Here is a 19,879-nt window from a genome sequence, read left to right on the forward strand (position 1 = left end):
GGGGATAATTCTAGTAAATTTTCATTGCACAAAGCTCTAGTTAAGAGTAGCTTATTAAGATTATTAAGAGTGCACAACAGCTTGCAGAAAACTTTTGGGCTACTATCACTACATAGTTGCATTATCTAAATGGAAATATTGTCGACGATCGGTGGTTCCGCCATGTTTGGTATTACTGTGTGTTGTTCGTATTCATGTCTATCGTCGGTTTGGTAAGATCTGGGGGATACATGGTAACCCGACTTATGAATATTGATACACTTTTGCCAAAATTTGACCTTAAATATTTAACAACTATCGGTTTATTGATATACGCCGTCAATGGTGCTGTGTTAGTCGCTCCTTTTGTAACTCAGATGCGAAAGACTAAGACCGAATTTCCAAAAGCAATGATCACCTGAGCCTTGATGACAACCTTTTTAATGATCCTTGGTCCTTTTTTGTTAGGTATCTTCTTTGGCGCAAACCGCTTGCCAAATGATTTGAAAATGAATGGTGATTATTATAGATGTCAAGCGTTAGGTCAGCAATACGGAGTTGGCAAACTATTTATGTACTTAGATGCTTGGACTTCAGTCTTCTTCATGTGTGCTCTACTTGCAGTTTTATTAGATGCAATGACAAGACTGTTGATTTCAGACACTGGCGAAAAATATCTGTCCGAATACGTTTTTATCAAGAATGATAAGCTTGGATACCTCGCTGGATCATTATTACTAGTTGTTACTGCTGTTGCCACCCTCTTTGGTATAGCACCGCAAGATGTCGCAACTTATTCCGGTACGTGGGGGTATGAACTTAGCATAAACTTCATTGCTCTGGTGACCTTAATTGGATCAGGCGCCGTCTTGGTTTTGATCAGGAAACGTGAAGTAGAATATGGCTTGGCCTTCGACCAAAGACAGTGGTCCACTCATGATAGGCACGACCTTCATCACAATTGTTGCCATGGATTGGTTTGGAGGTACGCATCTTGGTGGAAAAATAGCCATGATCATAACGATCGCTGTTTTAGCTGTTTTGCTAATATGGGTCATTGGACGCAGAAAACCCACTGCTACGACACAAGACAGTTAAATAAACATTTAAAAAAACTCTGGTCCGAAAAAATCGGTTCAGAGCTTTTAAGTTATGATATCTTTTAAAGGATTATCACACAGGTTTTGTTGGCAATAACTTGATAATGCCTTTAACAAAAGTTGCTGTTTTTGAGCAAAGTGACCGTTAAAACAAGCGTACCATACAATTACTGTGCAAATTTTATTCACTCGAGAATTCAACTTCACCTGAAATATCATTTAAACTGCCTTTTACAAGCTGACAAACATAGAGTTTTTCATCTCCACCTTGTTCACCTGATAAATATAAGTGATAGTCTGCAGCAGGTTTAAACCCAAATTTTTCCGGGTCATTCTTATCAAATTGCTGCCAAACGATAAAGCGATACCCAGACTGAAATGCAAGCTGTTTTAAAGCGCTGATCAATTCCGCCGTTTTCCCATTGACCTCTAAAACAGACCCCATCATCAGACAAACAACGTCATTTACCGTGATTTCGTGCAAACTAGCGGTACCAGTGATCTTGCCGTCTTCTTCGCTGACGACCTCTAATATGGGTCGATAATTTTTAACTTGCCGCAATTTAGCTGCTTGTTGCCCTAAATGCTTTTTTGAGTCGCCCAGTGATTCCAGCAAATCATCAACAAGTGCATAGTCTGCTGGCTGGATCCCTCTGATCTCCATCTTTTGCTTTCCCTACTTTCCTTGTAACACAGTTATTCTACCATTTTTATTGTCCCTTGGCTAAAGGTTCTTTTGTAGTCAAATATAAGAAAAAAGAAACTACGATGAAATTCGACACATTCATGGATAACTTTTAATAATAAATGGCGTTCAAACTGAGGTTCATTGTTTTTTTAAGAGAAGTAAAAAAGCTCCAAGCGTAGTCACACCAAAGCTTAGAGCTTATATATAAATAATTACCCTACAGACCCTTCCATTTTATTCAATAAATATTGTAACAGCTCGTTGTTTATTGTTGGTCTTATTAATAGGAATAAGAGCAAAAGATTGTACACGTTAGCCATTGTTATAGTTTATAAGAACGGGGTCAATTTCAAGGTCAAAAATAGAATAATAAAATAAGGACGATCCGACATGGACCGCCCTTTTAATTTGTGCTAATTAAAAAAACAAGCGTCGGAGCGATCCGGGGCTTTTAAATTAGTTCAATTTATTTAAACGGTTAAAAATGCTATAATAAAAAGAACCTAAAAGATGTTGGGCCGCTTGCTTCCACATCTCTATAGGTTCTTGGTCGCTATTTCGAACGTTTATCAAATAATTTATCCAGAACACGCTGGATTAAGTATGCAATTACGCTCGAAAACACGCCAATTAAAAATTGGCCAATCGTATTGAACAGAGTTGTCACCCCCTGTGGCTTATAGAATGCGCTGGTCAACGCTAAGCCATTAATAATTTTACTATTAATCTGTAAATAAAAAAAGCAAATTCGATAATATGTTCTCGTTGACAGATATGCCTATGCTGGTATAGTATTAGTTTGTATTGAACGGGGTTATTATCCCTATATTAAGAAGCTTGGTCACTTCTTAAACACCGTTATGTCAATCTTTGGTGTCGTTTATCTAGCTCGTTATCGCTAGTGTCTTGCTCTGTGTGTTGCTCATACAGAGCTTTTTTGTATAAAAAATAAGCCCACCCCAAACGGAGTGAGCTTTATTTTAGTAGTAAATATGCTGACCTGGATAAATATAGTTTGCATTGCGTATACCGTTTTTTGACTGCAAATAACTAATTGAGTACCCAGTCAATGTTGAAATGCGACTAAGGCTATCGCCACGTTGCACGATTCTATAACGCCCAGCAGTTTGCTTTGCCTTTGCAGATCCATTAACGGTCAATCGTTGTCCTGGATAAATTGCATTAGTATTAACGATGCCATTTAACTGTGCTAAACGATTTACAGAAGTTCCGTAACGTGATGCGATTCCACTTAAAGTGTCCCCTGGCTTAACGGTGTAAGCCTTGGTACTTGAGCTAGTCTTAACCTTTTTGGCAACAGGTTTAGCATTATTTTTAATAGTCCCTTTAATCTTTAACACTTGTCCAGGGTGGATAACACTGTTGATCGTCTTACCATTGAGTTTTGCTAACTGGTACATATCTAACCCAACTCTATTAGCAATGCCCCACCAACTATCGCCAGAAACCACTTTGTAAGTGGTATTTTTAGCATTAGTTTGGTTGGATTTATTAGGCGTTACAGGTTTAACAGGAGTGTTGTTTTTAACGTCTCCGCTAGTTTTTCCCATAAAGCCTACTAAATCAACACTACCATCAATACCATACCAATTTGATCCGAACTGCCACATCGCAATATACGGAAAACTTGGGAACCAATTAAAGTCTGGACCAGTCTGTAATGACATAGTCTTATAATTGGCGATCCAAATTGATGTGCCATAACGCTTACCATATGCATTGATGTCAATATAATTTTTCAGATAACTTGAACCAGTATACAATGCAAATTTATATCCCTGTGACTTGACATAATCGCCAAAAGCAAAAATAGCTTGTGTATTAGCTGATTTTGATGAACTAGCACCAGCCTCATAATCTAAAGCAATCAGGCTACCTTTTTTTAGTCCTACACGCTGGGCGTCGCTAACTGCCATTTGAGCAGACAACTTAGCGTCTGATTGACTACCACCAAATTGTCCCCAAAAATACGTGCCAACGTTTAATCCAATACGTGAAGCACTGGCTAATTGAGCTGATGCTTTCGGGTTTTGATAATGGTAACCTTCACCGCCGCCATGTCCACCAGTCTTAACAATTGCGCCTTTCATGCCCCGATTCTTAAATTGTTGCATGTATGAAGTAGTCGATCCTTGATAACTTGAAAAGTCACCGATTAAGTTACGAGTAGTATTAGCACTGGCATTTGTGCCAAACAAAAAGAGCAATCCCAAAACGGTAATCACTCCTAACAAGCATCTATTTAGTTTTCTCTTCACTTTTATCCCCCTCTCCAGGGATGATAACCTTACTATCCCCAGTAACCACACCTAGTAAACCAAGAATAACCAGCAGCGTGTTCAGGATATTAACAATTCCTTGCCAATCAATTGGAAAGTTGATGCCAAACAGTGTCATACTTTGCTGGATCAAAACAACCAATAGGGACAACAAACCAGCAATTTGTTTTCCGTTCCACGAACCATCCTTGTCTTTCAGAATGCTAAACAGCTTTTTAATTTCAAACTTCTTCATTCTGTTGTACTCCTTTCACTAAACTTGTTAGTCGCTTAACCTCTTTGGTCATGTCGTCAATAGTTTCTTGCATGTCGTCTAATTTGGCATGTAGTTGTAAATTTTCTTTGCGAACTTCCATCAACTCTTTGTTAGTGGCTTTAAGGTCGTTATTAGCCTGTCTAAGTTCTTTCATGATGTCTACATCACTGTTACGCCAATTCCCCCTAAGCGTGATCAATGCACCGCCAATCCCACCGATGAGTGTGATCAATGCGACCCAGATTCCTGTCTGCATTAGAAATCACCTGCCAATATATCGATCCAGAAACTCACTGCGTTTGAAAAGACCAATGCTGTTTGCATAGTGAACATTTGTGATAGCAAATAATCACGATAGATGAATAACGCCAAATAACCCGTCCAAATGCCCATGCCGATTACAAGAAAGATAACTTTGCCTTTAACATAGTGATGCTTGCTAAAAGCTACATATAGGCCAAATAAGGTGAGTATCACGATCAGTTCCAGTAACCCACTGTCAAAAGCATGACGTACGACATAATAATTGTTCTGTGCCGGCGCACCTTTCAATTCTTGAAACTTCCCGTGCCACATAAATAAAGCGAACACAAATGTCGTGAACGCCTTACTAATAATATTTCGATTGCGAACGAATCTCTGTTTTATCGTTAGCACTTTTTTATCTTTCACATTCTCTTCGCTCCTTCCCTTTTTCTGCACAAAAATAGCCGTCCTCAATTTCAGAGACGACCATGATTAATTTAAATGCTCTTTGATTTTACCCGCAATAAACTGTGCGATCTTATCATACGCACCGCTCTTGTAGTGCATTTTATCACCCATCCAGTAATTTGCTTGTGCTGCATTAAAAGGTGAGATCCCTAACTGCCACATATCTACCACGGGTAAGCTGTAACGCTGTCCTAATTCTACAATTTTGTCATTGTAATCTTTCTGGTATATGCCAAGCTTGTTGGCCACAAAGCTGTGCTTCTCATCCTTTTTTTGTAAAGGGATCGTTACAAGAAAAATCTGTGATTGTGGATATTTGTTTAGCCAATAATTAATGCAGTATTCCATTGCACCTGTAAAACTATGAGTATCTAGATCGGCTAGTTCAGTGTCAACTTCTGCTACATCACCTAAAGGATAGCTCCCCCGATAGTCATTCATTCCACCGAAAATAATCAGAATATCCGACTGTGCGACACTTGGAATCCGCTCAACAAAACTATCTGTTCGTGTATCATCAATTTGAACGCGTGTTCCTGCAACCCCGTAGTTAGTGACTGTAGAGCCTGTATACTTAGGCAAGAAATCAGTATAAGGAGTAGTTCTGTTATTTCCTCTTTTAATTCCATAAGTGAGACTATCCCCAAGCGCCGCAATTGTTTTAGGTCCTTTGAGCCTGGTATGATAATCAGCGCCGTTGATCTTAAACTCGAAGTTTAGGTCAAATTTAAGTTTGTCCCACCAGATAGCGCCTAGCAAATAACAATTTTCATCGAGCTCATCTTTATCAGTTTTGATTATTTTTTGAAACGGATCAGCATATAACCAACCGGCACTCGACCCATTAAAACTAGCATCGAACTCTTTGCCTTTATACGTACTAGCTAGATTTACCTTGGTCAGTCCATACGTTAAAGCAATTGTATTTGCATTCGGAAAAATAATTTTTCGATTGACTGTATCGATCACAATTTCACCATAAGTGGTAATTATGCACGGCTTATTAATGTTGGTCACTTGGTTATTTACTATACTTCGTTTAGGAAGGTTAGAAGTACCGTCCACTGTAAATAAAGTATTGATATAAAAGTTCCCTTTATCGAAGTATAGATAGCCAAGCAACAGGTCTGTTTCTAACGCTTCGGATTGACTAGCTATCATTTTTAAAGCATTTTTATTGGTGTCAAAAACCAAAAAACCATCTAAAGCGACCGAGAAATTCGAGTTGGCATAGCCATCCATCTGATACTGTTGATATCCATCTGTGATCGCTAAGTAATGGCCATCGAACTCCAACCTCTTTTTCGAAGTGTTGACGTTGACAATGCCTTTTGTGACAAGCATGGCACTTCTTGCTTTGTGTGGAATATAATCAGACTGATAGGCACCTAGATCACTCCAGGCGCTCTTGTTTGGATCCCAAACATAGCTGTGTGCACCGTCTTTAAACGAACTGTCAAAGACTAGATAAACTCCAGTTGTCCCGTTAGGATATTGGGCATTTAATGCACTTAACGAATAAAACAGGCCTTTAGGTTTTCCGTTAGTGATACTGCTGATCAGAGAATCGACATAAGTAATGTTAGCTTTAGTTGCTACTTCTGTCTCATCTGCTTTCTTTTCAATTTGTTTGTCTTGGGCTTCTTCACGCAGACTCAAATTATCGAATTTGCCACGTGCGCCCTGTACTTCGAGCTCATTATCATCGAGTCGGCCATTCAAGGTGTCATGCTTAGTGCCATCAACTCCGATACGTGCTTGAGTAACCTCATTTGCCCCATAATATCTTATATTGCCTAACCCATTGATTCGTTTATCTTGGGCTTCTATTTTTTTATTTCCGTTACTCCAATTGCGGTCTAAATGGGCGCGATAACTTTCATCCTGAAAAGATTGACTTTCTTCTTCAAAAATTGCCACTATCTATCAACCTCCGTTAATTCGATTTGACCATCAGCTACTGTCAGCTGGTAGGTCATTTTTGTTTTAGAATCTATAATCTTTATGCTTTTGACCGGCTCAGCGTTCAGACTATCCAGCTTAGCTTTATCGTCCTTTGACATCAGACCTGATGTTTTAGACGTAGCAGGCTTATATTCTTTGAGTTTGTCCAACTTGGACTTATCGCCAGCGGACATCAACCCATTGCTGTCAGGTGTTGCTATGCCATATATGGACTGTCCTTTCTGGATAGCTCTCTCTAACCCCTTAACCGCCTTAGCATCTGTTTCAACCAGTATCTGTGTGCCTTCAGGCAATTCAAGCGGGTTATCTGCTGGCAGGGTCAAAGTATACACTGGTTCATCATCTTCATCATTAGCTTGTACCATCGCAGACCGAGAGGCAACTGACGCAGACCGAGAGACAACTGGTTGAGCAACCAGGCGAGAGTTCCATGCACGTATAGCCTTATCAGAAGCATCATTCACGCTTCTTTTTAACGTCTGCCCCAGTTTGACATTATCCTGCCAGCCCTTACGCAACTGATTTTGTAGAACGATCGGGTCAAATGTTGTGTTTCCAAAAGTGATTGATCCGCTATTTTTTGAATCTTGTGGGTAGATCGTGCGAGATTGTACTCGGACTTGAACATCTATGCCATAGCGATCACGCAAGTAGCCGTAGTTGCCCACGCTTGAATCATTCTTGAAACCTTGCAGATTTTTGCTAAAGTTCACATACTCCAAGCTATATTGCACGTCAGGATAATCATGGACTTTTTCCTTGAGGGCTTTTTCTAGTCCCCGCTTAGTCATGTTCTCATTGGTGTAAATGTCGCCCCATATTGTGCCCCAATGGTTCTGTGACGCCAGTGGGCTGGTATACGAAGCGCTAATAGGGTAGACGCCTGTTTTCTCGTCAGACTTACCAGCATAGCCTTTCATGTAAGTTTTGAGTGTTGAATAATCTTCATTGAACGAGATTTTTTCCACGTTGTTTCCGTCCACAAACAAAAAAGCACCGGTTTTTCCGATGCTCTTAGCAATATGGATCGTGTAATTATCAAAATAATATTCGAACTTGAAATCGTTCGCTAACTGCTGCAATAGTTCATCGGCATAGCCAGTCCCAAACGATTCGCTGAAAGAATAATTCGAAAAATCATCTTCAATTTTATATTTGAAGTCTGTGCCTTTGACTACCAGATCCATACACTTTTTCAGTGTCTGAGTTTTAGTGTATCTCTCTTCATGTTGAATATCGTGCAAGTCACCGCCGACATGATTAGCCGTAACGGTGTAGACTCGATATTTGTTACTCGGCACTGGATTACTTATTACTATCCGAAACATTTGTCCAGTTTCTGGTTCAGTAATTATTGTCCGTGGCACCATCATATCAGCACCGACTGCATTCATCTCGTCTGCGACGAAGCTAAACTGCAAGGTCGATAAACTGCCCAGTGTTTGCGTTATAGCGACGTTATCAGCTCGAATAGCTGTTTCATCACCATAACCGCCATTGGTGTTCTTTAATTGAAGCAATCTATCACCCCCCCTAATAATAAAAACGTGTATCGAACGATATTTCAAACTCACTAGCACCAGTCAATTCAAGCTTGTTCCATCCGACTGCAAAGTCAAGGTAACCATGGTTGGACCATGTATTGCCATAACGCTGCTTACCATCAATAACCGGGACTAGGCCGTACCAAACAACTTCGTTAGACTTTTTCAACGCATGCTTGATTTCAATCGCTTGCCCCGTTGTTTTGTTTCGCAGTCTAATACCATTTGATGCGTTACCTTTGAAAGTTATCTTAACTGGATGTTCCTCCGCTAATAATGGGATAGTCGAAGCATTGTAGATCTTGATTGGTGAGGTATTCCATTTGTATTTGAGATCCTTGCCATAAGGTAGAAAATTTCCCATGCCCCAGACACCGGCCTTATACGTGAAGGGGTCCATAGTAGTCCCTACCGATTCAGCATAGCCTTCTGCACAAACCAAGTTGATCGTGACTCCGCTGGCTTTCCAGTAACTGTTTAATTGAGGCATGGTAAACGCCTCAGCAATGACCTTCCATCGCAAATAAGGCATTCTAACAGTCGACACGTAGAACTCTTCTTGCGTCGAAAATATCCGACTGAGTTTCATACGCTTCAATTCGAAGTCTTGAATGTCGTAAGCCATAATATCCAGTACCAGCGGTATTGTAATTTGTCCGGCTTCTGAATTAAGAAGTTCTGCGCCATGTCGTCCGATCTGTTGGAAGGTATGTGTATTATTAGCAGAAGGCGGGTCGAACGTCTTAACATGAAAGCCCATTGGTCCTAAATCGTAAGTTGTCCCATCTTTTCGAACGACTACGATGCTAGACGGATATTTCATTTCTGCGAAACTCAATACTGTACACCTCCATTAAGTATCGAACCGCCATTATTAACAATACTCAACTGGCCGGCCATCATGGCTTTAGTCGTTGGATATGTGGCACGTCCGATCGTCTGACTATCTAAGTTGACATTGATACTAATATCACCGTCAATATTAGGTTGTTCTGCTTTGCTTTCCCGGCCGACATTTCCACCGACTTTTGTGAGCGTTGGTTGTACCGTCGTCCCATTAGAAGCCTGTACACTTCTAACCACACCGGCAATCTTGGCACTCAACGAATTAGGCGCAAACGCTGCACGCTCGTTCATAGCGTCCATCAACAAACCATCAGCGCTGTCTTTTCGTGCATTGACTACATACTCAGGGTTATGTTCAGACAACCAAGCTAATTGTGGATATTTGGGATGTCCGCCCTCGTTGTAGCCGTGCCCATTGCCTAGAAACGACAGGCTAGAGCCATAACGCTTTTTCGCATAACGTAAAGCAGCAAGTAAGTTATCATAACCATTAAAAATGTTGTGGTGTCCTTTAAACGCATTAGCGTTGAATGTGGTAGAAATTGTTTGCATTAACCCTTTAGCAAGGTCACCGGTTTTATTGTTAATATCGCCAATGTTACCCTGTACTGCTTTTTCGTTCCCACCTGATTCAGTGGCGATCTGACGCAAGACTTTGTTTACCATATCAGAGCTAGTAGACAAACCGTTGGCTTTCAAGGCATCTTTTACTTGGCCTTTCCAGCGTTGTACACCAGCGCCTTTTGGTGCATCTTTGTCTTCATCGTGTTTATTCTTCAACTTCTTGAGCATTTTAACGAATGCGCCAGAAATACCTTTGACTAAGCCATGACCTAAGGCTGGTGTAACTTTAGTAACCAATTCCGAGCCTCTGATACGTCCCATCGCATTAGTTACGATATTACCCAGCGATTTAATCGGATGCTTGATAAAATTGACGATACCGTCCCACTTATCTTTGACCCAACCGGTCAATGAGCTGAACCAATTCTTTGACCCGCCAGCATAATGTGCGATAGATTCACCAAACATCGAGCGGGAGGCCTCATGTGGGACGACTGTTTCGTCGCCTTCCAAATTGACATAAGCATTCTTACCAGTGACTTTATAAGCTTGGCCACCCTTGAGGATAGCCTCTTCACCGTTGCCGTCATTAACTTGGGCGATACCTTTATAACCGGAACCACCAGACTTCAATCCCTTGATTTCATGAATAGCTTTTTTAGGTCCACCAAATGTGTGGATAACTTTGTTAATTCCACCAATACCACCATTCAGAAAGCCAATGACACCATTGATACCATTTTTACCGTGTCTCTTAATTGATTTCCAGATGTCCTTAAAGAAATCAGCAATCCCGTTCCAAGTTCTTTTCCACTTCTTAGAAATATCGTCCATGATGTTGCCGAGGCCTTTTTTCAGAGAAGTGAATTTACCTGAAACAGATTTGCCAATTTTTCCAGCCTTCTTGCCTAACCAATCATGTAATGGATTCCAAACCTTATGCGTTATATACTTGACTCCACCCCAAATATGACTGATCGATTTCTTCAGAGCATTAAATGTATTCTTAACGCCTTTCCAAATAGCCTTAGCAGCTTTGACAACAAAGCCTTTAATTGGGTTCCAAACTTTAGCAGTGACGAATTTAATGCCGTTCCAAATGGATGTAACTGATTTCTTCAAAGCATTAAACCACCCAGTTACTGTATTTTTAATTGTTTTAGCAATACCACTAATCTTTGACTTCATCCAGTTCCAAAATTTAGTAGTAGGTTTTTTAATTGAATTCCATACAGCAACGATCACTGATGCAATTAAAACGATAGGAGCGAGTGCAACAGCCTTAACCACTTTAGCACCAAAACTGACTACTGTCTTAATAGCGTCCCAACCGACTTTAGCACCTTTTGTAATACCGCCCCAAAGATTACTGAACCATTTGCCGATCGATTCAAAGCCAACCTTAATGCCTCTAACGGCTGAATCTGCCCATTTTCTGAATTTAGGGTTATGCTTATAAAGATCACTGATAGCAGTCCCTACTGGATTAACAATATATGAGCCAACATGTTTCCAGTTCTTTTTGATCCAAGCAAATGCCTTTCCAAGCCCTTCTTTGATAGCCTTGCCTACTTTATTAACTGCATCACGAAACGGCTTGATATGCTTGTAAGCTTCATAGAATGCCAAGCCAACCGCAATGATTATTCCAGCAATCCATGTTATGGGATTGAGCAATAATGAAGTACCTAGTAGATCAAATGCACCTGAGATACCACCAATAACTTTTGGGATGGCGGTAAGTGCAGTAGTCACACTATCGACAATCTTAGCTGTTCCCTTTAGTGCAAATAAAGCTGTGCCAATAATTCCGATTGCTTTGCCGACTAGGGTCAAAGCCTTTTGGTGATCAGCCAGTTTCTCTAGTGTCTTAGCGATAGCACTAACCGGGCCTTCACTGTCTTTTGCATTATCTTTGAGCGACTTTATACCATCTACTACGTCACCGATAATATCAGCAAACACACTGAATGCTCCTTTGGCAATCGTGCCGATTATTTTTCCAATCGGTGAAATAATTTTACTGAGGTCACTAAACGCATGCTTAACTGGTCCAACCGCTTTAACGATCAACCCAAACGCTTTAGACGCTCCCCCAGCTAGACCATTAATTGCGCCGGTGATGTTACTTTTGCCGATAGCGTCGATTATGGCTTTCAGGCCATTAACGACCGCAGTTTTTAAGTGACCAAATGCACCTTCAAACGCAGCAGTCCCTTTGGCATACTTTTTAGCCTTATCAGTCATGCCAAGCTCTTCAATAGCTTTATCGAACTCGCCAGCACTGATTTTGCCATCTGCCATTGCGTCACGGAAGTTACCAGTATAGGCACCGTTTTTCTTCATGGCCTCTTGTAATTTGCCAGAAGCACCAGGTATAGCATCAGCTAACTGATTCCAGTTATCTGTTGTCAACTTACCAGCACCAGCAGTTTGGGTCATGACTTGGGCGACGGATTTGAAATCATCCTTCGTTCCGCCAGCAACCGCAGTTAGGTTCCCAGCCGCCTCGGTCACCTTCTCATAATCTTTAACGCCATTCGCAGCTAGCTGGGCGGTCGTGCCGGACACGTCTTGCAGATCATACACCGTCTCATCAGCATACTTTTTAACCCTTTTGCCAACTGCTTTAATTGTCTTACTGCTTTTACCAGCTAACTCCATTGTGGATTGGAAGCCTTGCATAGCATCAGAAGCGTTCATTGCTTCTCCTGCTGTATCTTTTAGGTATCCACCAATAGCAGATACACCTTGCAAGACTGCACCACCGATAAATGAACCTTTAATAATATCTTTTAAACGACTGAACTTCCCTTGAGTTTCTTCAGCCTCGCTTTGAATATTGCGAAGACCTTCACTGGCATTATCATTCAATTCAAGTTCTGTCAGATATTTTGTTGGTATTGACCGCAAAAGTTTTTCGTAGTCGATTACTTCGCCTTCTTCGGCCATAGCCTCTAACTTGGTGCGTACACTTTTAGGCAGTTTTTGAAGTAATTTATCGAAGTCAACAATGCCATGTTCTTCAGCATCAGCTTTTAAGTCAGTGACTTTTTTCTTGGGTACTTCATCAATTAAGTTACTAAAGCCGGTCACTTCACCACGTTCGGCATCGGCTAACAGTGCAGTACGTGTCTCTTCAGGGAGAGATGACAGTAACTCATCGAAATCAATAACTTCGCCTTTTTCAGCTTTAGCCAATAATTTGGTGATCTCTTCTTCCGGCAAAGCTTCCAGTAATTTGTCGAAATCAGTAATGCCTGCATCTTCGGCATCTGCTTTCAAACGCGTTATTTCTTCGTCAGGGAGCTTTTCAAGTGAGGTTTTAGCACTAGCGACTTTCTCGCTTAAATTGCTGTCATCGGCCTCTAGTTTTTGTTTAACAGGATCTGAAAAATCATCTTGGACTTTCTTAGAAGTTGAGCTTGATTTATCAGATACCTTTTCAGCATTCGCATTGAAATCTTCACTTAACTGATCGCCAGTGCCTTGACCGATTGATTCAAGGCGCTTGTCAACTTTGTTAGCCTCTTGCATGGCTTTATCAACGGCCATGTCTATATCAATTCTTATTCTTCCATCGCTTGCCATGTCTAACCTCCTTCCACTGCGCCAACAATACCGGCAAATATATCATCTTGTGATTGTTCTTGATCTTCAACGGACAAGCCTTCTGTTAAGGCGTAATAGCTTTGCAGTTCCTGTACATGTTGCAGCTCTTTTTGGTCCTCGATGCCACTTGTTTCAGTTTCGCGAATCTGAATGATCTGCTTGAACAATGTCTTATCAGTCAAGCCGTGCAATAATGCCTTAAATTTGTCCCAGTGCATTTTGCCCTGCTGTTCAACTAAATCAATACCATACTGTTGCATAAAACCTGCATAGATCATTTCAGCGTCCTGTATATAAGAAAAAGACCGGTTAGGTGTATCGCTACCCGCCCCGGTCTGAAGTTGTCCGTATGGATCCTCATTAATGTAATCAGTCACAATCTGCACCGCTTCAATTAAAAAGTCAGTATCTTCATTATCAACCACGTGTTCAAGCGCTTCTTGCCCATAGAAAGACTCAAAAGCAAACAGCACTTTGTCCGATTGACTTACATCATCATCGTCCATTAATTTATAAAATTGTAGGACGTTATCGAAACACAAGTTAGGCACATACACATGACCGTTATGTTTGATCTCATCTTGCGAATTGTCTGTTAAGCTTAGCACTTACATCACCGCTTACTTTTAACTTTACCGTTTTTCGTGTATTCTTTCTTTTTGGCACGACGAGTTTCGCGATTATCATTTGCCAACAATTCATCTGCCTGATCGCGTAAGATACCGATAGCTTTCATGATTGCCATGGTGTCTGAATGATAATGTTCAAATATCTGCTGACCCGAGCCTTCACCTAAATAACGATCAAAGAAAGCGATCGCACAATCACGCATTTGAGCCATCATGCCGTTATATTTATTTTTCTGCTCGTCAACTGAAAGATTATTAAATTTAAAATTGCCGTCTTTGTCTTCCTTCATCAGCTCATCAACATCTTTCAAAATTTCATAAATCTGAGCTAACGTTTCGATTGCTGCTTCACGAAATTCATCGTTAAAAGCAACTGTGCGATTTTTACCCGCAATTGTAATTTCAGCTTCATTTTGGATCTGTTCATCAATGTTAAGTTTTAAAACCATTATTTTGATCTCCTTTTTCGTCTCACTTTTACTCGTCTCTGTTTTTTTATTAAATTACTCTTCTAGCTTGGTTTCCCCGACCGCGCCTTGGTCGACGATCGGGGTTGTTATTTTCCCGAGTCGTCTGGATGTTTGATGTCTGGCTTGCCGCAAAAATCTGCGTTAAACGAGAATGTCTGCTTAGCCCCTGGTGCACCACCAGAAGGTACAATCGCAGACATGTTAATAACACTAGTCAATACTGTACCGTCTGTTGCAGTCCAGCGGAACAACGTCTTCAAATCAGGACCGATTGAATATTGCTTAGACACAACATAATCTTGACCTACATCGCCTTGTTTACGATGCCCTGCAAATTGCAGTTGCAAACGCTTAGCGGTAACATCAGTTGTTTGCCAGCCTTCTCCATCATAATATTCATCATTGTTAGACGTTTCGTTATATGATGGTGTAGCGCTATTAACACCGCCAGCAATAGGTACAAACTGTGCCTCTTCAACATCAGCTAATGTCTTATGCGAAAGGATGTCAATTTCGTATTTATTTTCATAATTTAGGGTAAATTCGCCAGTACTTGTAGGCATTTCTTCAGCCATATTTTATTCCTCATTTCTATATTTGTTTTTTATGATCGTGACCCCAATTTCAAGGCCACATCTTACGTTTTGAATATCAATCGTTAGCTCTGCCGGCTCGGATTGGACTTCAATACCCACAAACTGAAAGTCTGCAGGTTGGGGTTGCCCCTTTAAAGCCAAACTACTCAAGTCATCTAAATAGTTGCTGATCTTGATTAATTGGTCTTGCGCTTCTTGCAAGGCACTATAATCACCTACGGGAACCTGCCTCACGATCTCAAAATTATAAAGGACTTCTTGCGTACCTTCAAAGTCTTCATCGACAATATGCGAACCTGGCAGGCGCGTTAAGGCAAATTGCGTATCATTCTGCGGGTTAAGGAAGCCGGCGACTAATTGAACCCCTAAATCTTGTTGAATTTTATTAGCTAACTGTTCTCTTAAATCCGTCATTGTTTCCACCCCGCTCCACTAATAAACGCCTCATTGCATTTCTGCATCAGATCCTTGCGTGCTTTTAACCTTAGATCCCATCGCTTACTAGTTCCTGGTGTTGTATAATTGTGAACTGTGTGTCCGCTAACAACGCCATAAAACTGTGCTTTAGCGTACGGCATAACATAATCAATATATGAGCCATCTGAAGCCATAACAGAACTTTTACGCAAGTTACCTTCCAGCTTTGGCACGTATTGCTCCATCGCTTGATGTGCGTCGTTTGTGTAAGCTTTACGGCCTCTGATAAGTGCTTGCCTACTTAACTTGCGATGCAAACCGCTCAGGTCTACATGTACCTTAACAGCCATCTAAAGCACCTCCAGTTCGTACGACCACAATTCATTGCTAAATGGATTGCGATTATCCACGATCTTCTGTACGGTGTATTCCTCACCTTCAAATGTGATCTTAGAACCAATGTTTGCCTTCGATAATTTAGGGATCGGTTGAGAGATGTTTTTGTATAAAAAAACAACGGCATTGGCAACTATCTGCCTGTCGTTGTTCGTCCCTGTATATATTGTTTGTGGTTGAAAGACTACACTTTGAATGGTGATCGGATCATCGTACGTCGGTTTGGGATAGACTCCACCTGATTGGCCTGTAAACCGTCTTAATATTATCTGCTGTTTGGCCATACTTGCCGGTATCAATAGCATGAACTAACACCTCGATACATAAGCCCTGTTTGAGCTAGTAAAGTGTATGCCACTCCATAGATACCCAAACGACCCACAGTGGACTTTGCAGCATCTCCACCCTCTACAGTAGTCCGACCGATAGAAACACGCTGTACACTGCTTTGAGACACTTCGTAAGGCGTTGTTAATCCCGTATAGTTTGAAAAGCTAACTTGCTGAGCGAGTGCACGCTTAAATAAGTCCTTGCGCCACTTCACATCGCTTTCCAGATCGTTCGTACGGTAAAAGCTTTTGGTCGCAATGTCAAATAATGATTCAGCAACGACCTCTAATTTATTGAATTTATCTTCAGTTAGATCATCAGCAATAGAACCTAACGCTTGATATTCTTCAAATGTTAAATAAGCCATTCGGCACCTCCTCGAAACCGCCAGAACTAGGCGTCCTCATTGTTCATTTTGTGGGCGATCGTACGTTTAAGCTACTGAAACGCACTTGGAATGCGCCTCATAGCACTGTTATTTAGTAGCTTTATTAACAGAAAAGTCCACGGTTGTGTTATCGGTGAAAATAACCTTTGCACCAGTAACTACACCGTTCTTATCTTCGTTGATAACACCGGCAGCATCGGTAAACCAATTTTCATATTTCGTTAATCCTCCTAATTTAATATGTCTTCTGGTGCTGGTGACAATGGAGTTGCAATTGACCCTTTTTCTGCCTTAGCTTGTCTCCATGAAAATGTTCCTCCAGATGTATTTACATTTGCCCAAGCAAGCTGTATAACTATTGTAGAATAATCATCGGTTTTTGGAGCAACGAATGTTATCGTGGCTTTTCCATGTGCATTAAGGCGTACTTCTTTAATAATTACTAGACGATTTCCGTTGCTATCTCCAGTCCAAGCATCAAATTGCATAGGATGGTCTAACTGTTCTATGTTAACACTAGCCGTATACTGGCTGCCTGGTTCTCCATTAAAGATGCCTATGGTTGTGATTAGCCAACCACCACCGGTAGCCGATTTTATATCATTGCTTGTGTCATGGATTAAATTTCTGCCATATACTTGCCTGCCATTGCTGAAAACCTTGTCTACTGGTGTGCCATTAACAACACACGCTCTACCGTTGATTGTTGGCATTTAATCACCCCTCAATAAAGTAGACGCCGGACTTGTCGGTCAACGCGTCATAATCAGCTTGCGAGACGATATTGATAACGGCATCATCACCCTTATCGCCTTTCAGACCATTGGCAACAGCATCTGCAACTTCTTTTTTTAGCTGCTGGCTAAGGTCGCTAAACTGTTGAATAAAATCATCAACCGTGATGCTGCTGACGAGATCCCCAGAAAGTTCGGTGACGTTCTCATTGATTTGAAGTGCCACGAATCCGTCACTAGGATAGATTGCAGTGCCACCGTCTACGGTGTCCCACAGTTCAAGTAGATAGCTTCCGGCTGGCAATTGAGCCAATTGTCCGCTAGTAATGGTTGCCTGATATCCCGTGATACTGGCACTGATTCCCAGCAGATATCCGGAATCGTTTTTAATTCTGACCTTTGCATCTGCTGATAGGGCTGCTGCACTATCATCATCGAACGCATTCAAATATATTTCAGTTGTTGTATCGGCAAATTTAAACTCTCTATTGCCGTTGCCAAGATATAGCTTCCTAATAAAAAATCATCTCCTCGCGCTAATCATATTCATCATCATTATCTCATTAAGCTGTGGTATCAGTACCCGTTGATACCTGTGCGGCCTTGCCGACTGTCGGCGGTGTTATTTTCCCGAGCCACCATCACTTTTTGGTGTGATACCTGTATAGATACCAGCTTTAGCATTATCCAATACGATCGCATCATAGTAGGATAAGCCTTTGATCGTGTACCGGTACCCGCTACGGTCACTTTCTGGTGAGATTACAGAAACGTTATCATACTTCACGATCGGCGCAATAGCAGTTAAAGGAGTTAAGGCAAAGTTAACTGTGCCCCCAATGTCCAAACCACTAATGCGATCTTTAGCCACACGCAAAATCGGGACACTACCGTCAAGCTGTGCAACACTCCGATCAATACCGTTGATGTTTTGTGTATTTACAGAAAAGGAACGGGCGATGTCCTTTGCATTTTTCAAGGCTTTATAGAAGCCAGCAGATGCAAATAAGACATATCCGCCTGGGATCTCATGATCAAGCATATATGCTTCAATATCGTCGTATACATCCAACACATTTTTAGCCGTAACAGTATCAGTAACGTTTTTACCAGCATTATCGGCTAAGACCTGCATTGCCACCTTGTCACGGCGCGGGATAGTTACCCGGCGTTGATGTTCAGAAACAACATTGGCAACTTGGTATGCACCGTTTTCAGATGTGTCCAACTCATCAAGATCGTATCCAATCCAGTCTTCATGTGTAAGTTTGACTGTTTCTTTAGTCATGTTTACCTTGGAGCGAGTATTATCGCCGTTACGTACATATTCTTTAGGCTGCATTAAGCCGTCCATTTTGTTGATCCGTACTTCATTGACACCCACAAAATCAGCAGCAGTAACGCTCTTAGCGCCTGCCATTAGTGGTTGCCAGATTTGAGATTCGGCAGCAAACTTCTGATCAATTTCTGCCATATCTTTACTATCTAAAACAATACTCATAGTTTAATTCCCTCTTTCTATTTTTCTCCGCTCATACGTTGAGCAATCTTCTGAACCATAGTCGGTTCATTGCCACCATTGCCACCGCTGGGATTACCTAAAGAAGTAACCTGAACACCTTTAGGCCCATTAGCTTCCTGGTTGCTTTTGGTATCGAACAAATATGAATCGTTTTTCTGCACTTCTTCTAACTGGTCATTAAAGTTTTCAAGTTTACCATCTTTTCCCACTGTGACCTTGTCCAAATCCAGTAAACCAAGCACGGCTTTCGGGTTACGCGCTTTTGAGTCACGTAATGCTTCGTTGATTTTGAAATCTCTGCTTTGATCAGCCAGTTTCTGTTGCCACTCTTCATCTTTGTTCTTGTTTGCTTCTTGGAGCTGGGCTAGTTGATCTTGAAGCTCTTTGTTATCCTTAGACGACTTCTTAAGGTCCTCTAATTGGCTGTTATGGTCTGTAAGTTGTTCTTTTAAGCCGTCACGTTCAGTTGTTAGGCTTTCAACTTGGTTGTTAGCGTCTTGAACGTCCTTGCCATGCTCAGCCATGATCTTATCAATCGCTTCACCTTCAATGCCTAGATCCTTTAGAAACTCTCTTTTCATGTGTATAACCTCCATACGTTTTTATTTCCCAGCAACGACTGGGTTTTGGTTGCATGAAAAATAGACAGTTTAACGACATATCCAGGTCGAATATATTTATTTTGCTACGACCCTCTCACGCCCATATTGACGTGTTAGAAAGTCGTTATCTTTAACAATATCCCTTAACCTGAATTATTCATACTTTTCGTTGCAGTTAAAACTTTGTGCAAAGTTACTTTAGTGTGTAAAAAAAGCAGCTTTTTGTT

Annotated in this window: 20 protein-coding genes and 1 pseudogene; 1 reads left to right on the forward strand and 20 read right to left on the reverse strand. The window is 41.1% G+C overall.

The annotated features are described in order from the left end of the window. Positions 1-129 precede the first annotated feature (129 nt). Positions 130-896 (forward strand): annotated as a pseudogene (locus AC3XNE_RS10810) (amino acid permease); the annotation flags it as partial. 364 nt (positions 897-1,260) lie between these two features. On the opposite strand, the gene AC3XNE_RS10815 reads toward AC3XNE_RS10810, so the two are convergent. The 20 genes from AC3XNE_RS10815 to AC3XNE_RS10910 form a co-directional block, all read right to left on the reverse strand. Further along, positions 1,261-1,743 carry a GNAT family N-acetyltransferase gene (locus tag AC3XNE_RS10815; RefSeq protein WP_489832079.1) on the reverse strand — a complete coding sequence of 161 codons (483 nt, stop codon included), beginning with the start codon at positions 1,741-1,743 and terminating at the stop codon, positions 1,261-1,263. 1,004 nt (positions 1,744-2,747) lie between these two features. Beyond that, entirely contained in the window at positions 2,748-4,046 is a 1,299-nt protein-coding gene (locus AC3XNE_RS10820) for a LysM peptidoglycan-binding domain-containing protein (RefSeq protein ID WP_489832080.1), read from the reverse strand. Then, a complete protein-coding gene (locus AC3XNE_RS10825) occupies positions 4,027-4,302 on the reverse strand; it encodes a phage holin (RefSeq protein ID WP_489832081.1) in 276 nt (91 codons plus the stop codon). The genes AC3XNE_RS10820 and AC3XNE_RS10825 overlap by 20 nt, the downstream gene beginning before the upstream one ends. Continuing rightward, the gene (locus AC3XNE_RS10830; protein ID WP_489832082.1) at positions 4,289-4,579 is read right to left on the reverse strand and encodes a hypothetical protein; all 291 of its coding nucleotides are present in this window, start codon (positions 4,577-4,579) and stop codon (positions 4,289-4,291) included. The genes AC3XNE_RS10825 and AC3XNE_RS10830 overlap by 14 nt, the downstream gene beginning before the upstream one ends. Next, a complete protein-coding gene (locus AC3XNE_RS10835; protein WP_489832083.1) occupies positions 4,579-4,995 on the reverse strand; it encodes a hypothetical protein in 417 nt (138 codons plus the stop codon). The genes AC3XNE_RS10830 and AC3XNE_RS10835 overlap by 1 nt, the downstream gene beginning before the upstream one ends. Before the next feature lie 66 nt (positions 4,996-5,061). Further along, positions 5,062-6,957 carry an SGNH/GDSL hydrolase family protein gene (locus AC3XNE_RS10840; RefSeq protein WP_489832084.1) on the reverse strand — a complete coding sequence of 632 codons (1,896 nt, stop codon included), beginning with the start codon at positions 6,955-6,957 and terminating at the stop codon, positions 5,062-5,064. Beyond that, a complete protein-coding gene (locus tag AC3XNE_RS10845; protein ID WP_489832085.1) occupies positions 6,957-8,522 on the reverse strand; it encodes a phage tail protein in 1,566 nt (521 codons plus the stop codon). Before AC3XNE_RS10845 ends, AC3XNE_RS10840 begins: the two co-directional genes overlap by 1 nt. A gap of 13 nt (positions 8,523-8,535) precedes the next feature. Continuing rightward, a complete protein-coding gene (locus AC3XNE_RS10850) occupies positions 8,536-9,384 on the reverse strand; it encodes a phage tail domain-containing protein (protein WP_489832086.1) in 849 nt (282 codons plus the stop codon). Further along, positions 9,381-13,547 carry a tape measure protein gene (locus AC3XNE_RS10855; protein ID WP_489832087.1) on the reverse strand — a complete coding sequence of 1,389 codons (4,167 nt, stop codon included), beginning with the start codon at positions 13,545-13,547 and terminating at the stop codon, positions 9,381-9,383. The genes AC3XNE_RS10850 and AC3XNE_RS10855 overlap by 4 nt, the downstream gene beginning before the upstream one ends. Positions 13,548-13,549: 2 nt before the next feature. Continuing rightward, positions 13,550-14,176 (reverse strand): Gp15 family bacteriophage protein, encoded by a 627-nt coding sequence (locus tag AC3XNE_RS10860; protein WP_489832088.1) that lies wholly within the window; start codon positions 14,174-14,176, stop codon positions 13,550-13,552. Positions 14,177-14,181: 5 nt separating this feature from the next. Beyond that, on the reverse strand, positions 14,182-14,646 hold the full coding sequence (locus AC3XNE_RS10865; RefSeq protein WP_489832089.1) for a hypothetical protein: 465 nt from the start codon (positions 14,644-14,646) through the stop codon (positions 14,182-14,184). Positions 14,647-14,753: 107 nt separating this feature from the next. Further along, positions 14,754-15,242, reverse strand: coding sequence for a phage tail tube protein (locus tag AC3XNE_RS10870; RefSeq protein ID WP_489832090.1), 489 nt, complete (start codon positions 15,240-15,242; stop codon positions 14,754-14,756). A 3-nt stretch (positions 15,243-15,245) separates the two neighbouring features. Beyond that, positions 15,246-15,677, reverse strand: a complete 432-nt coding sequence (locus AC3XNE_RS10875) for a hypothetical protein (protein WP_489832091.1) — start codon at positions 15,675-15,677, stop codon at positions 15,246-15,248. Beyond that, positions 15,674-16,030, reverse strand: a complete 357-nt coding sequence (locus tag AC3XNE_RS10880) for a minor capsid protein (RefSeq protein ID WP_489832092.1) — start codon at positions 16,028-16,030, stop codon at positions 15,674-15,676. The genes AC3XNE_RS10875 and AC3XNE_RS10880 overlap by 4 nt, the downstream gene beginning before the upstream one ends. Then, positions 16,031-16,381, reverse strand: a complete 351-nt coding sequence (locus AC3XNE_RS10885; protein WP_489832093.1) for a putative minor capsid protein — start codon at positions 16,379-16,381, stop codon at positions 16,031-16,033. Beyond that, entirely contained in the window at positions 16,372-16,773 is a 402-nt protein-coding gene (locus tag AC3XNE_RS10890; RefSeq protein WP_489832094.1) for a head-tail connector protein, read from the reverse strand. The genes AC3XNE_RS10885 and AC3XNE_RS10890 overlap by 10 nt, the downstream gene beginning before the upstream one ends. Before the next feature lie 251 nt (positions 16,774-17,024). After that, positions 17,025-17,507, reverse strand: a complete 483-nt coding sequence (locus tag AC3XNE_RS10895) for a hypothetical protein (RefSeq protein WP_489832095.1) — start codon at positions 17,505-17,507, stop codon at positions 17,025-17,027. 4 nt (positions 17,508-17,511) lie between these two features. Further along, positions 17,512-17,976 carry a hypothetical protein gene (locus tag AC3XNE_RS10900; RefSeq protein WP_489832096.1) on the reverse strand — a complete coding sequence of 155 codons (465 nt, stop codon included), beginning with the start codon at positions 17,974-17,976 and terminating at the stop codon, positions 17,512-17,514. A 174-nt stretch (positions 17,977-18,150) separates the two neighbouring features. Further along, on the reverse strand, positions 18,151-19,029 hold the full coding sequence (locus AC3XNE_RS10905) for a capsid protein (RefSeq protein WP_489832097.1): 879 nt from the start codon (positions 19,027-19,029) through the stop codon (positions 18,151-18,153). A gap of 17 nt (positions 19,030-19,046) precedes the next feature. Continuing rightward, complete coding sequence (locus AC3XNE_RS10910; protein ID WP_489832098.1) at positions 19,047-19,631, reverse strand: phage scaffolding protein; 585 nt, start codon at positions 19,629-19,631, stop codon at positions 19,047-19,049. Positions 19,632-19,879: the final 248 nt, after the last annotated feature.

Source organism: Ligilactobacillus sp. JN-6 (Y).1 (assembly GCF_058111525.1).

What these genes read in the sequence shown, in the direction of transcription:
- AC3XNE_RS10815 (WP_489832079.1), bottom strand. Translation starts at nt 1,743, where the DNA reads ATGGAGATCAGAGGGATCCAGCCAGCAGACTATGCACTTGTTGATGAT.
- AC3XNE_RS10825 (WP_489832081.1), bottom strand. Translation starts at nt 4,302, where the DNA reads ATGAAGAAGTTTGAAATTAAAAAGCTGTTTAGCATTCTGAAAGACAAG.
- AC3XNE_RS10830 (WP_489832082.1), bottom strand. Translation starts at nt 4,579, where the DNA reads ATGCAGACAGGAATCTGGGTCGCATTGATCACACTCATCGGTGGGATT.
- AC3XNE_RS10855 (WP_489832087.1), bottom strand. Translation starts at nt 13,547, where the DNA reads ATGGCAAGCGATGGAAGAATAAGAATTGATATAGACATGGCCGTTGAT.
- AC3XNE_RS10865 (WP_489832089.1), bottom strand. Translation starts at nt 14,646, where the DNA reads ATGGTTTTAAAACTTAACATTGATGAACAGATCCAAAATGAAGCTGAA.
- AC3XNE_RS10870 (WP_489832090.1), bottom strand. Translation starts at nt 15,242, where the DNA reads ATGGCTGAAGAAATGCCTACAAGTACTGGCGAATTTACCCTAAATTAT.
- AC3XNE_RS10875 (WP_489832091.1), bottom strand. Translation starts at nt 15,677, where the DNA reads ATGACGGATTTAAGAGAACAGTTAGCTAATAAAATTCAACAAGATTTA.
- AC3XNE_RS10880 (WP_489832092.1), bottom strand. Translation starts at nt 16,030, where the DNA reads ATGGCTGTTAAGGTACATGTAGACCTGAGCGGTTTGCATCGCAAGTTA.
- AC3XNE_RS10885 (WP_489832093.1), bottom strand. Translation starts at nt 16,381, where the DNA reads ATGCTATTGATACCGGCAAGTATGGCCAAACAGCAGATAATATTAAGA.
- AC3XNE_RS10890 (WP_489832094.1), bottom strand. Translation starts at nt 16,773, where the DNA reads ATGGCTTATTTAACATTTGAAGAATATCAAGCGTTAGGTTCTATTGCT.
- AC3XNE_RS10895 (WP_489832095.1), bottom strand. Translation starts at nt 17,507, where the DNA reads ATGCCAACAATCAACGGTAGAGCGTGTGTTGTTAATGGCACACCAGTA.
- AC3XNE_RS10905 (WP_489832097.1), bottom strand. Translation starts at nt 19,029, where the DNA reads ATGAGTATTGTTTTAGATAGTAAAGATATGGCAGAAATTGATCAGAAG.
- AC3XNE_RS10910 (WP_489832098.1), bottom strand. Translation starts at nt 19,631, where the DNA reads ATGAAAAGAGAGTTTCTAAAGGATCTAGGCATTGAAGGTGAAGCGATT.